The 12,791-nt window shown below is 66.5% G+C and carries 9 protein-coding genes; 2 read left to right on the forward strand and 7 right to left on the reverse strand.

Annotated elements, in window-relative coordinates:
* Window positions 1-223: 223 nt before the first annotated feature.
* On the forward strand, window positions 224-2,680 hold the full coding sequence (locus tag L3078_RS33845; RefSeq protein ID WP_239757725.1) for a DUF262 domain-containing protein: 2,457 nt from the start codon (window positions 224-226) through the stop codon (window positions 2,678-2,680).
* 217 nt (window positions 2,681-2,897) lie between these two features.
* Here the strand turns inward: L3078_RS33845 and L3078_RS33850 are convergent, their stop codons facing one another.
* The 3 genes from L3078_RS33850 to L3078_RS33860 all read right to left on the reverse strand — a co-directional run bounded on the left by L3078_RS33850 (window position 2,898) and on the right by L3078_RS33860 (window position 7,642).
* Complete coding sequence (locus L3078_RS33850) at window positions 2,898-3,968, reverse strand: hypothetical protein (protein WP_239757726.1); 1,071 nt, start codon at window positions 3,966-3,968, stop codon at window positions 2,898-2,900.
* A 278-nt stretch (window positions 3,969-4,246) separates the two neighbouring features.
* Window positions 4,247-5,275, reverse strand: a complete 1,029-nt coding sequence (locus tag L3078_RS33855) for a hypothetical protein (protein ID WP_239757727.1) — start codon at window positions 5,273-5,275, stop codon at window positions 4,247-4,249.
* A gap of 465 nt (window positions 5,276-5,740) precedes the next feature.
* Window positions 5,741-7,642, reverse strand: coding sequence for a hypothetical protein (locus tag L3078_RS33860; protein WP_239757728.1), 1,902 nt, complete (start codon window positions 7,640-7,642; stop codon window positions 5,741-5,743).
* Between the two features lie 40 nt (window positions 7,643-7,682).
* Between L3078_RS33860 and L3078_RS33865 the strand changes: the two genes are divergently transcribed.
* On the forward strand, window positions 7,683-7,994 hold the full coding sequence (locus L3078_RS33865) for a hypothetical protein (protein ID WP_239757729.1): 312 nt from the start codon (window positions 7,683-7,685) through the stop codon (window positions 7,992-7,994).
* A 9-nt stretch (window positions 7,995-8,003) separates the two neighbouring features.
* Here the strand turns inward: L3078_RS33865 and L3078_RS33870 are convergent, their stop codons facing one another.
* The 4 genes from L3078_RS33870 to L3078_RS33885 are packed head-to-tail and all read right to left on the reverse strand — an operon-like array spanning window position 8,004 to window position 12,695.
* Window positions 8,004-9,431 (reverse strand): SPDY domain-containing protein, encoded by a 1,428-nt coding sequence (locus L3078_RS33870; RefSeq protein WP_239757730.1) that lies wholly within the window; start codon window positions 9,429-9,431, stop codon window positions 8,004-8,006.
* Window positions 9,431-10,552, reverse strand: a complete 1,122-nt coding sequence (locus L3078_RS33875; RefSeq protein ID WP_239757731.1) for a DnaB-like helicase N-terminal domain-containing protein — start codon at window positions 10,550-10,552, stop codon at window positions 9,431-9,433. The genes L3078_RS33870 and L3078_RS33875 overlap by 1 nt, the downstream gene beginning before the upstream one ends.
* Complete coding sequence (locus L3078_RS33880; protein ID WP_239760562.1) at window positions 10,552-11,811, reverse strand: DNA cytosine methyltransferase; 1,260 nt, start codon at window positions 11,809-11,811, stop codon at window positions 10,552-10,554. The genes L3078_RS33875 and L3078_RS33880 overlap by 1 nt, the downstream gene beginning before the upstream one ends.
* 5 nt (window positions 11,812-11,816) lie before the next feature.
* Window positions 11,817-12,695, reverse strand: a complete 879-nt coding sequence (locus L3078_RS33885) for an adenine nucleotide alpha hydrolase family protein (RefSeq protein WP_239757732.1) — start codon at window positions 12,693-12,695, stop codon at window positions 11,817-11,819.
* Window positions 12,696-12,791 lie beyond the last annotated feature (96 nt).

Consider the following 12,791-nt stretch of genomic DNA (forward strand, 5'->3'; position numbering starts at 1 on the left):
ATGCAGCTGGAGCTCCCCAAGATCGGACGCCTCCTCGGTGACGTCGCGCACGGCCCTAACCGGCTTGCCGAGTTCGAGGACTCGATCTGTTGTCTTGCTGCTTTCATCGCACTTCGCGACATCGACGACACGACCGTTGAATAGAAATACCGGTCGCAGGCCCCTTCCAGTGTGATGCTGCATCTGATCTGACCGAACCTGCTGAACGGAAAAGGAAATACGCATGCCTACGCAGGCCAAGGAAATATTCGAGGCGCAGAGCAAGAGTGTCCGCGAGCTGCTTTCTGACAATGGTCTGGGCCTCTACCTGCCGCCCTACCAGCGTCCGTACGGCTGGGGCAAAGACAAGGTCGAGAAATTGCTCGACGACACACTGCATGGCCTCAAGAATCTGGGCAAGGCGCCGGACAGCTTCACCTTCTTGGGGACCGTCATCACCATCCATGATGTCAACCACGTCACGGTGAAGCCGATCGTCAAGTCCGAGGTCCCGTCCAAGGTCCTTACCGTGATCGATGGGCAGCAGCGTTTGTCGAGCCTCCTTATCCTGCTAGTCGGCCTGCACAATCTCATTCGTCAGCGTGCATGGAAGGTCTTCAAGGGAAAGACGCCGGAGCCGACCGACAGTGCTCGGACGCACCTCTACTCGGAAACGAGCGACATCCTGCAGATGCTTGCGGCGGCGTTCTATGAGCGAAAGAACTTCGGATCTACGCCGATCTACCCGCGCCTCATTCGAGCCTTCGTGGATCAGTGGGCCAGGGACGAGAAGCTCAAGCAGTATGATTCGCCGATCGCCAACCTTATCTACACGTACTCATCGCTAGCCGACAGTGAGCTGCCGTCTTCTAAGCCGACGGACTTCAGGCCGACGGCGCGACAGAATGCGGGTGAAGGCGAAGGCGACCTCATCAAGAGGTTCAACGAGATCCGTATGGGGTTGACCAAGCTGTCGCAGCGAAAGTCCATCGAGGAGCTGGAGGATCTGCCGCCGCTAGCCACCCTTGCCACCAACATCGAGTTCCAGCGTGCGCTCTTCAATCACGAACTCGACCCCGAGCTCTGCGCTTGGCTGGGGGAGTTGCAAGACGAGCCCGAGGCTGAGCTGATGCGACTCGTCATGTTTGCTGCCTATGGCTTGAACCGCATCGCTCTGACGGTCGTGCAAGGCAAGGACGAGGACTATGCCTTCACGATCTTCGAGTCGTTGAATACCACGGGCGAGCCGCTGACCGCCTTCGAGACCTTCCTCCCTCGGGTGGTGATGGCAGAGAAGATTCAGGACTACCAGGACTCCGACGCACACGCGTACATGAAGGCGGTTCAGGGCTACCTGGACCGTTTCGATGTCGGAGACAAGCTTCAGAACGCAACTCGAGACCTGCTGGTCACTTTCGCGTTGGCAGAGACTGGGGAGAAGCTCTCCAAGCGCCTCCCGGATCAACGGGTCTACATGCGCGATACCTTTGAGGACCACAAGGATTCGGCAGAGGATCGAAGCGCGTACCTGCGCCACCTGCGTGACACTGCGGCCTTTGTCGGGAATGCATGGGAGCCTGCGAACAGCTCTCCTCGCGCGCTACCCGGTCTAGAAGCGACTGCCATGACGGACACTGTGAAGTTGTGTCTGGCCTTCCTTAATTCACTCAATCACACCATTGCCATCGCGCCGCTCGTGCGCTTCTACTCCGAAGCTGTCCACGCGGACGAAGGGGAGGCGAGGACCGAGCGCATCGCCGAGTTCGAGAAGGCGATCAAGGCAATCGCTGCCTTCACAGTCTTCTGGCGAGCAACCCGCCGCGGCACGGGCAACATCGACAGCCAGTACCGGGCGGTCATGGCCGGAGACTCGCTCACCGGCATTGGACCGCTCGCTCGGCAGCGGGCAGTGCCGGATGCATTGAAGCCTGATCCGATCGTCGACGCTGAGGCGCTGAAGAAGGAACTTGCGGCGCGTTTGTCGGACCCTAAGCTCGGCGGCGTCCCAAACTTGGCGTCGTTCGTGGCAGCTGCTTCCGCGTTGCCGCTCTACAAGATTAGCCGCCCGCTGACGCGTTTCCTTCTTCTGGCTGCGTATCACGACACAATTGAAGATCCGGAGAGTCCGGGACTGATCATCCAAGGCAAGGCGGGGGTCGCCTCGTGCTTCACCGCAGACGGTTGGGCGGACGAGCCGCACTTCACGATCGAACACATCGCACCGCAGCAGGCCACGGGTGGGTGGGATGAGGATTTCTACAGCGAGAAGGAGACCGTCCACAAGCTGGGCAATCTGGTCCTGGCGCCAAACGCTGCCAACGCGTCCCTCAGCTCGCGGCCTTGGAACGAGAAGAAGGTCTTGTATGCGGCACTCGGTGCCCCGACGGCCGACGACGCGAAGTCGATCCTCGACAGTTCTGGCTTGAATTTCGCGCAGGCGACTGAAGAGCTAGCGTCCATGTCGCGCTACCTCCCGCACCTGCGGGCGCTGGGTCAGCGTGAGGACGAGTTGAATCCGACGTTCATGGATCAGCGTGCTGACGCCCTCCTGCGTCTGGCCTACACGCGACTCAAGGGGTGGCTCGGCCTGGAGCTGTCTGAGGCCAGTGGCGATCCGGTGGTCAAGGTCGAGGATGTGGAGATCGAGAACGACGAGCTCGACGAGAGTGAGGATGCCGGAGGGGTGGTTGGAACGGCGTAGCTCCACAGGCCAGTTGGGCGGCGTTACGGCCTGGATTTTGCTTGGGATGCCCTGATGCCGTGACTCGGGTTCGAGCAGCAGACATCTCCGTCGCGTTCCTGTCTGTGACGTGAGCCATGGTCCGCAGCTCAGCGTGGTGTTTGAGCTGCGGACCAGAATTGTCACACTGTCCCGGATCGCGGCGATGTCGGTGAAGTAGGATGATTATCTGTCGCGTTCACCCGTTTTGGTGGCGGTTGTGCATCGGTTCGACGTGCCTGCGGCTGAGGTGGGCAGGGACGGGCTGGTAGAGCTGCCGGCGCCTCTCGTACTCCGTCGGGTTGGTCTCGTAGAAGTGCGCTCGCTCGCCAGATCTGCGGGAAAAGCGGACTTGGAGTGCGCCGGGCTGACCGGTGCCGCTTCGAGCGTAGAACCGGCAGCCCCAGTAGGACTCGGGCGGCAGACCGCAGCAGCAGTCCAGTTCTGTCCCGGCGAGCGGCAGGCCGCAGTCCGGGTCAGTCAGCAGGTTGGTGAAGCCCTCGTGGTAGCAGGGAGCGTCCGCGAGGGGCTCGTTGATGTACTCGATGATCCATTCCGAGCCGCCGTCTTCGGTGAGGTTGGTCCACGCCGTGGTGCTCAGGGGTACGCCGATGGTCCGCATCAGCGGCGCGCGGCGCAGCAAGCCGCTGGCGAGCCAGGCTGAGGGCCTCTTGCGGTGGTGATATCGGCCCAGGACGGTGCTGGTAGCCGGTTCACGGAAGGCCGCTTCGCTGCGGTGCCACCGATGAGGGCTCGGCTCGTGACAGTAGCGCCTCCCGTCCGCCGCGTTCTCTTCTCGCTGAAGGGGTAGGGCGGCGAACCAGTCTTCGGCGGGAATGCCCAGGATCGTGATCGAGCCGGGCATACCGAGGCGCCGGATCTGGATGCCGTTGGTGTTGGCGGTGAAGCGGGCTCCCGGGATGCCGCGTACCTCGCCATGTTCGTCGAAGCAGGGGACGAGATTGCGGATCAGTTCCCTGGCCATGGATTCCGAGGCGAGGGATTGGGTGACGTCGTTCTCGAAGGTCAGGGTCAGACTGTCGGGGCGGGGGTCGGCGGATCGGATGCCCCACGGGTTGCGGGTGTCGATCATCGGCCAGGCGTGGCCCGACAGGATGTAGCTCTCAAGGACGGCCTGACTTGGCTGCGCCTCGGGGATCAGCGGCGATGCGGGTGGGAGGGACCTCGCGCGCTTGAGTGCGTCGGTCCAGACCATCCCGGTCGCCAGTTGGAGCTTTTGGGCGCGTCGTTCCACACGGGTGCTCTTCACGGAAGGCTTTCCGCCGCGTTGCCTGTCCCGACCCCAGGATGCGCGGCTGTCCTCCGCGGTACACGAATCCGTACTGAGACGCGACGCCAGCCGAGTTGGCTCCTCTCGGCACACCCTGTCGGGTGGGCGCACCGCACGTCGGACCTCGCCAGGCCCGTGCGACGCACCCTATGCATACGACAGCTACCTAGCCCCGTCCTCGTGAGCGAGGCGGTGGACATTTCACGCCGACGGCCCAGCGCGGCTCGCGCTGGGCCGTCGGCGGGGACGGAGTGTTCTTACGCGGCGCCGAGGCTGCAGAAGCCGGCGAGGACGCTCGGGGACAGGCCGCTAGTGAACCCCGAGCGGGGCATGCGGCGCACGATGGCCTGCCAGAGTTCGGGCGCAAGGCGGGAGGGAGGCCGCTCCACCGCGGCCCGGAGATCGAGCACGGCAGTCTTGTCAGCGTCTTCGAGGACGAACTGCTGGTCGCTGCCGTAGTTTTCGTCCGTGTCGCCGCGGTACCTCTTAAGTTCGAGGGGCAGGCCGCATACGGGGTCCAGCAGGGCCGCCACGACGTTGTGCGGTCCCGGCCCCTGTGCCCGGGCGTGGGAGGACTGCAGGACCAGGCGTGCCATACCGAAGGCCGCGGAGTGGTGTCCGTCGGCCATGAATGTGTTCGCGACGGTGTGCAGGAGCGCCGCCCGCCGGAGTAGGCCGCTGCCCAGCCAAGCTCCACGCCGCTTCACCTGCACGTACTGGTCATCAGGGTTCTCCCAGCGAGCGTGGTGTTCCCGCTCTTCCGCGGTCCAGGCGCGCGGCGAGGAACGCCAGCACAGGCGCATGCTGTCCGCGTCGACCCAGTTGGAGAGTGCTCGTTCTTCGGCGCTTCGCCAGAAAGTGGACGGCAGCCCGGTCAGCCGCAGGCGGGCGGACTCGCCCAGGACCTGCAATTCGATCGCGGTTTGATGCCGTCGGGTGATGCGAAGGCCGGGTACGCCATGCACCTCGTTGTGGGCAGGGACAAAGGAGGGCAAGAGGTTGAAGAGGATTTCAGCCGCTCGCTCTTCACTCTCGACGCCGAGCCCGATGACGTCGGGCCGAGGCTGGACCGCACTGATTCCCAGGGGGAAGCGGGTGTAGAGGTTGCGGAACTCCAGGAGCCCGACCAGGACGCGGGCTTCGAGGATCTGCTGGGCCGGCGAGGCGGTCTCTGGAATGGCGGTCTGGCTGTTCTGCAGGCCATCGACTGCCCGGCGGGCCTGTTGGACGCTTTCCCCCGTGTAGAGCCGTCGGAGCAGAGGAACGTCTTGGTGCTGTGCGCGCATGGGTCTCCAGTACGTCTCGGCCCAGGACGTACGCAATCGAGATCCGGTGGGATGCGTGTAATTCGTTGGATGACCGGTTCACCCGAGCGTGGAGGAACAGGGCCGAAAGGGTCTCCGGGGAGCGGTGGTCACGCCGCAGACGCACCGTAGATCGCGTTTCGGCGCAGGGTAGGCAACCCGGCGGACTTCCGACCTCACGGCCACCCGAAAGGGGGAAGAAACCCCTGGGTCGGCACACTCTTGCGTTGCCACCATGTGGGTGCCTCAACCGCCCGGGTGTCCCAGGGGCGTGAACTGCCGGTTCGTCGGGGCGTGCGCGAGGTCGGCAGGTACGTGGACTGCGCCCTTGATCACGCTGCTGCCGGCTGTCAGATGAATGTGGTGGGTGGGATTGTTGCGCCGCGAGGTTCAGTGGACGGAGTCGCACGTCACGCTCGCGACGCAAGAGGCGAGGGCGACCTCGGCCTAACTCCAGGGATCCACTGACGGGATCAAGCACGGTTCAGCCGCCCGCAGGGCGAGGCGAATCGGCGTGCACGCCTTTACGTACGCCTCCCGGGAGGCGTCGTCGACAGCGTCTAGCACGGTGGGGGACGGGTCTCCTAGGGCCACGTCGGGATCTTCGGGCAGGCGGGAGAGAACCGGGATCCCGAACCGCGCGAGTTCTGCATCCACCTGTGCGGTGAAGTCCGGTGACGGGGTGCTGCCGGCGCGGGGGGAGGACTGCCGCAGGACGAGGCCTGACATGGGGACACGGTCCAGGGGAATCCCGGTGAGGTGTTGCTGGCGCCAGGCCATGGCCGATGCGGCCGGGGTGAGGGCCACCTCACGGCGCTCGGCGACGCCATTGCGTGCCTGCGCGGTCAGGAAGCTCTCGGGGTATCCGGGAGAATCGACTACGACGAAGTGGCTGTCCACGGATTGTTCGATGGAGGGGCCCATACCGAGGTCGTCGTTGCAGTCCACAAAGATGGCCCAGTCGAATTGGGCGCGCGCCTGCTGGAGCAGGGCGCCCACGTCCGTACGGGAACCGGACACCGTGTGGGTGAAGAGTGCGCCGCTGCCGGGAACTAGCCTGCCCCTGCGCCAGGGCAACGACGGAATGAAGGTCGGGCGATCTGGGATTGACCATCCGAATACGTCATGCTCGTAGAGGCGGCGCACCTCACGGTCGGCGTCGAAGGAGTGGGTCACGACGAGGACCGCGCAGCCGTCCAAGGCCCAGGCCGCGCCGATTTTCATCGCCATCGCCGTCAGGTCCCACTGGCATCTGCTGAATCGAGGAGCGAGCAGCTGGGTGGATCGGCCTGCCGTCGGCTCCTCGCCGTCGGTGCCCCGGGTGCGTTGAGAACGGTGGCGGGCGGCGGGTGCGTTGCGAGGGAGGCCGTGGCTGGGGAACGCGGTCTCGTCGAGTGCGGTGAAATGGCGTGGCCTCTGCGGCACAGGCGGTACTGGGACGCTCGCCGCAGCGGTTTCCACCCGCAGGATGCCGCGCCAGCCGCTCATGTGGTCGGCCGGCGCGGTGAACTCCATGACACAGCGGTCGTCATCACAGTGGTGGCCTACCCCATCGGCGACGAGGCCCGGGCCGGCCACGGGGTCGCTGAGAATCGCGGCGAGCCGGTCGTCATGGAGGGGAACGTCCTGGTGGACCTCGCGCACGATGAGCCAGTCCAGGCCATGGTCCGCGGTTGCGGCTGACACCTTCAGACCTGTGTGGCCGGACAGCCGGTCCCATAGCCGGATCCGGCGTAGGACGGCGCTGGGCAGCGCGACCGCCGGGCGATGGTCGTCGATGATCGTACGGGGCTGGGGCTTGCGGCGTCGGCCGCCGGTGCGGAGCTTCTCGGGCGGAAGGGTGCCTGGGTCAACGGTCCACAGGGGCACACGCCGCTGCGCGGAAAGGGACGCTTCGTATGCGGAGAGCAGTCCTTCGACATCGTCGGACCGGTCCTGTGTGGTGAGAGCGATGACGCCTGCGGCAGGGTGACGTGCGAACGCGATCTCGATGCTGTTGCCGACCACACGGGCCCACAGCCCGGGAACGCCGTGAACCGTCCGCTCGCCCCGCTCACGGTAGGGGAGCATCTCCAGGGCGGGGCGCACCAAGTCGGAGTGCTCGAAGCGGATGTCCAGGCGGCTCGATGAGGGAACGACTTCGGAGATCCCGAGCGGGAAGCGGCTGGAGAGCTGCACGTTGCCGATGTACTGCAACAGGATTGATTCCAGGAGCAGTTGGGTGTCCGTGCCGCTCGGAACGAGCGACCGCCAGCTCGGCAGTTCCTTGACACGCAGCCGTACGGCACGCAGGGATTCCCCCGTCATCTGCTGCCTGGCGGCGGCGACTTGCTCCTCGATCAACATCATGCTCCTTCTGGTGCGTGCCCCGACCTGGCACAGAAGGCTCATGAAACTGTTCGATGAAGTGGTTGATCTTGAGATCGTCGGAGAGGGTTGTCCGGCAGTGCCAGGGTCGGTTCAACGGCACTCGGAGCTGGCCGCTTCCAGGGGCCAGGTAGCACTACTCCAGCTCATGTGGGGCCTCGGTGTCAAACACCGCGAGCGCATCCGGAGCGTCGTCACTCCAAAGTGTGGGAGTAGATCGCCGCACCGTCGGCACTTGGCGAAAGAGTTCCTTTTCAACGCTGCGCCCCTCTGCACGTCCGGTGTCGGCGTTCAGGAAAAGCGCCGGACCTGTGAGAAGACCCGCAACGCCTGAGCACAGGTGTCAGCGTCGAAGGCGCGTGGAGAGGGGCGGGGGCGGCGCTGCGGGCGTGCTGCCGGCGATGTGCCTCACGCGCCGAGGCTGACCGGAGCGCGTCTGGCGGGTCCCGGTGCCGTGCGCGAGTTCCTCCGCGAGATCAGCGAGAAGACCGGCGGGGGTGTAGACGGAGGCGTGGATTGTCCAGGTGGGGTTATTGCTGTCGGGGCCGGCCCAGAGGGTCCAGGTATGGAGGGGACTGTGGGGGTTGTGGGCGGCGAAGGTGTCGAACTGGACGCCGACATCTCCTTGTTGGGTGTTCCAGTGCAGCGAGTGTCCGTCTACGGCAGACCTCCAACCGGCGGCGGTGAGCGGCTGGGTGGCCTCGGCGATCTGCTTGTCGGTGATTGGGCTGCCGAGTGCGGTCTCCCATGCGTCACCGGCGCCGAGGGCGTCGAGGAGGGATTTGACGACGGGGGCGGGGACGGTGGGCGTGAGGGCCATGTGCCACATGCGTTCGCTGACGGGGCTCTCGTATGCGGCGATTGTCCATCGCGGGTCGCGGGGGCCGGCCTCGTGGTCGAAGAGGATCCGCAGGGTGAGCGACTCGTGGGTGGCGACGGTGGTGTGGTCTTCCCAGGTGCGGTACTTCTCCCAGTCGTTGTTCTCTGTGAGGAAGCCGTTGAGCAGGGCTTCGTGATCGCCAGGGTCGGCTTCGTAGGAGGGGACCCTGGCGACGTGTGGGGCGGCGGGGGTTTGCGCCGTGTCGGGTGAACGGAGGCTGGTGCGTGCCTGGGCGGTCTGCTGTTCGATGTCGGTCATGGGTGCGGGTCCGGGGCGTACGGCGTCGCCGTGAAGGCGTTGGAAGGAGGCGAGGGCCTGGGCGGGGGATTCGAGTCTGTCGGCGATGGAGCGCAGGTGGTTCTCGCCGTGCAGGGCGACGGTCCCTCCGTCGAGGTAGGTGCCGATGGCGACGGTGGTCCAGCCGTCGTGGGCATGGGCGTGGATGATGAGCCGGCCGTGGCGGATGTCGTCGTAGATGGTCTGGGCTGCGTTGGAGACCTCCCGTACCTCGGCGCGGGTCAGCCAGTGCATGGGGTAGTTCGCCCAGGTCCATTCCTCGTCGATGGCTTCACGTAGCCGGGGTGTGATCTCGGTGGTGATGCCTTCGGCGTGCAGGGCGTGGGTGGCTTGGTGGGCCCAGTAGGGCTCTTCGTGGTCGATCCGGGCCAGGACCATGGTGTGGTCGTCGAGGTTCTCGAAGCCGCGGGCGGCCAGGATGGCCTGGGCGGCGCGGTGGTGGGTGCCGGTGAGGGTGGCGGTCACGGCGCTGGTGTGGGCGGGGTGGGTGTCGAAGCGGACGTGGGCGTCGATCGAGTGGTCGGACATGGAGGTGGGGCTCGATTCGGGTTCGGTCTCGGATGTGGGGTGGCCGGGTCCGGTGATTGAGGTCATCAGTGGGTGCGTGCGGAGGTGAAGGCCGGCCGGTGAGGCGGACCGGCCCGGGGGGCCGGGGCTGGGCGTGCCGAGGGCCGGGTGGCGGGCGACGGGGCTGGAGCGGTGGCGCGGTTCCAGCGGGTGCGCAGGGAGTTGAGCTCGGCCAGGGCGCGGCGGCTGCCGGTGATGAGCTGGTGGGGGGTGTTCGCGGGGTCGTCGGTGTAGGCGGTGATCCGGTCGGCAACCGCGCGGGCGCGGGCGAGGAGGGCGCGCTGGAGGATTCTCTCGCCCCAGTACTCGGGGGAGCCGGCGGGTGTGGAGACCAGGGCCATCAGGTCTTTGGGGGTGAGGGAGTCGGTGAGCAGTCCGCGGTGCTGGGCCTCGCCGAGGACGGTGACAAGGTCGACCATGTCGCCGCGGTGGACCAGCGCCGTGATGGACTGCCAGAGCGCGGCGTGCAGCGGCAGCAGGAAGTCCGCCTCGGTCAGCCACCGCATCTGCTGGACCTCTGCCGGATAGGCGGTGGCGGTCGCCAGGAGGAGGCGTTCTTCGTCGAGGTCCTCCTCGCCGGCCTGCCGTGGGACATCTGGGGGGAGTGCCGTGCGGGGGAAGGAGCCGGGGTGCGGGACGAACTGTTCGGCGAGGGAATCCAGGACGCGGCCGATGTCGTCGGCCAGGCCGAGCGTCGCGGCTACCGGGTTGGGCAGGCCCGGGTCGGTTGCGGTGGACGCGAGGCGCTCGGCGTGCCCGCGCAGAATCCGGCGGGCGTTGTCGGCGCGGATCATCCTGGCATATGCCGCAGCGTGCTTGGGCTGCGGGCAGAACTGGATGAGGGCGTGGAGGTAGGAGGCGCTCAGGCCGCGAGCGTGAGGACGGGCGTGGTCCAGCACCGCGTTGAGCCAGGCGGTGTCCTTGGCGTGGGCGGCGGGGTCGGGTGGCGGGAGCGCGCGGATCGCGGTGAACAACGCGGCGTGGGTGTGGCTGTCGAAGTGGTGGGCGATCAGCGGCTCGGTGTCGGCCAGACGCGCAGGCTCGAGGAGGAGGGCGCCGAGCAGGGCCTGCTCGGCGTAGTGCACGGGCTTCGGTGCCGGGACGCGGTCGAGGCCGTCGTCGTCATGGGGATCGGGAGTGTGGGGCATCAGGCGGCGAGGGTGAAGTCAGGAGGGCTGAAGGGCTTGTTGAGGTGCGGGGCGAGCAGGTGTGCGGCCAGGCGAGGGGGGACGGCGTTGCCGATCTGCGAGAACATCTGGCCCTTGTTGCCTTGCCACGGATAGCCGGCGGGGAAGCTCTGCAGCACGCCCGCTTCCCGTGCGGTGATCTTGATCGGCTCCGGTGCCGACCCTGCTGCCTCGACGGTGGGTTCGGCGACCCAGGTGCACTCGTTGGCTCGGTGGCCGAAGAAGAGCGTGCCGGCGGGTTCGTCGGACCGGCGGATGGTGGCGTTGGTCTGGTTGTTGCTACGAAGCGACCACGACCAGCGGTGCGCCTCGGCAGTGAACGTGGGGGCTGGAGCGTCTGCGGGGCGGTTGTCGCGGGCGCCGTGCCGGGCGGTCCAGCCGGAGCCCTCTCGCCGGGAGGCCAGGACAATCTCGGAGTCGGGGCGGGGTGCCCAGGTGCCGCGGGCGCGTGCGTCGGTGAGGGTCTTGCGGGAGCCGGAGGGGAAGGGCTCTGGGCCTCCGCCTGGTCCGCCGCCCGCGCACACAGTGGGCACGGGCCGGTCGGTGGCGCCCCAGCCCAGAGCCTCCGCCATGGACACCCAGCGGGCACGGCCGGGCCCGAACAGGCTTTCCGGCTCGGCCAGTTGTGCATGCGTGGGAGGTGGCGGCTCGGCGGTCCGTACCCGGGAGGCGAGCAAGATCGCCCTCCGCCTGGTCTGCGGGACACCGTAGTCAGCGGCGTTGAGAATGCCGACCCACACCGAGAAGCCCCAAGCGCGCAGGATGGCCGCGTACTGCTTCCACAACGGCAGAACGTCGGGGACCTCTTCCATGGCTACCCACTCGGGCTCGCCCACGGTGTTCAGGGCGTGCAGGTAGCGCATGGGCTCGGCCGCCAGGAGAGAGCGGTCGTCCGCGCACGCGCCGAGCAGCTGCTCACGGGTGTCGCGTCCGGCCGCGAGGTCGGCGACGGCCTGGTGGACGAGCGGCTGGTCGACCAGACCGAGGCGCTTGCCCGCCATGCTCCATGCCTGACACGGAGGGGAGGCGATCAGCCCGAGGATCCGGCCGGAGAAGATCCACGTCGGATAGCGGGCGACATCGGTCCTGATCGTCAACTGCCCTGCCATGGCCCGGGTCTTGCAGGCCCACTCATCCCACTCCAGGCCGATGTCCCGCGCGCCGAGGACGGTGAGGGCGTGGCTCCAGCCGCCGGGGCCGGCGAACAGATCGAGGATGATCCGCCTCACGAGGCCAGTCCGAAGTCGTCCTCCACCGGCTCGTGCTCGGAGGCTCCGCGGCAGGCCCAGGGAGAGCAACCGTCGACCACGCCGTTCTCCAGCTCCTCCACCATGACGGCACCGTCGTCGAGTTCCTGCTGGCGCGCAGCCCACTCCGCGGCGGTGACGTGGTCGATGGGGGCCTGGTCGAGCGGGACGCGGGAGCGGTGCAGGAAAGCCTGGCCCAGCAGCCGGTTCCCGGAGGCGTTCGCGCGGGCGTTGCCCTGGCGGATGTCTGCGTCGAACGCGACCACGTCCGCCCATTCCGCCGGACTGCTGTCCCGGATATTCCTCCACTGCGCGTTTCCGTGAAATGGACAACCGAGGCAGCTCGATTTCGGCGTGTCTGCCAGGCCAATAGAGGTCAAATAACGGATACAGTCTGCGCGTGACCAGCCGAGCTCTATGAGTGGATGTCGGTTGCGCATGTACTTGACGTCGGCGTCCTTGGCCCGGTGAAATTCATCCGTCGAGATGCCGACCCACTGTTCGACGAATATATCCTTGGGGATGCGCTGGGGGTAGGGGTAGCCGAGGAGTTCCCGGACCTTCTTCTTGATCGGTTTGATCTTGTATTCCCCGGTGCACTGGCGCCTGGTCATGCCCTGCTTCCCGTCCTGGTTGAGGATGTACAGAGGCATGGACGCGAAGCGGTGCTCGGGATCTAGGGCATCATTACGGATGTTTCCCGCGGTGACGCGCAGAACGGGTATGCCTGCAGGCGCGGCTATTTCCTGTTCGAGGCGGTCGAGGTGGGAATAGACGGCCTTGGGTTCCCAGCCGGTGTCGGCGAAAATTGCGTAGTCGACCTTGGGGAGGATGCCTTCGGCGGACAGGGCGAGCATGGTGCTGGATTGAATTCCAGCGCCTAGTGAAATCGCATGGAAAGTGGGGAGCTTGGAAATAGCTGGTCCTGGGGGTGATGGGGCCGGCCCGGTTCG

The sequence above is a fragment of the Streptomyces deccanensis genome (assembly GCF_022385335.1).
In the GTDB taxonomy this organism is placed as follows: domain Bacteria; phylum Actinomycetota; class Actinomycetes; order Streptomycetales; family Streptomycetaceae; genus Streptomyces; species Streptomyces deccanensis.

Bases quoted from the DNA above. Each gene is read 5' to 3' on its own strand.
- L3078_RS33870 (WP_239757730.1), bottom strand. From the start codon at position 9,431: ATGACCTCAATCACCGGACCCGGCCACCCCACATCCGAGACCGAACCC.
- L3078_RS33860 (WP_239757728.1), bottom strand. From the start codon at position 7,642: ATGATGTTGATCGAGGAGCAAGTCGCCGCCGCCAGGCAGCAGATGACG.
- L3078_RS33875 (WP_239757731.1), bottom strand. From the start codon at position 10,552: ATGCCCCACACTCCCGATCCCCATGACGACGACGGCCTCGACCGCGTC.
- L3078_RS33865 (WP_239757729.1), top strand. From the start codon at position 7,683: ATGAAACTGTTCGATGAAGTGGTTGATCTTGAGATCGTCGGAGAGGGT.
- L3078_RS33885 (WP_239757732.1), bottom strand. From the start codon at position 12,695: ATGCTCGCCCTGTCCGCCGAAGGCATCCTCCCCAAGGTCGACTACGCA.
- L3078_RS33845 (WP_239757725.1), top strand. From the start codon at position 224: ATGCCTACGCAGGCCAAGGAAATATTCGAGGCGCAGAGCAAGAGTGTC.
- L3078_RS33855 (WP_239757727.1), bottom strand. From the start codon at position 5,275: ATGCGCGCACAGCACCAAGACGTTCCTCTGCTCCGACGGCTCTACACG.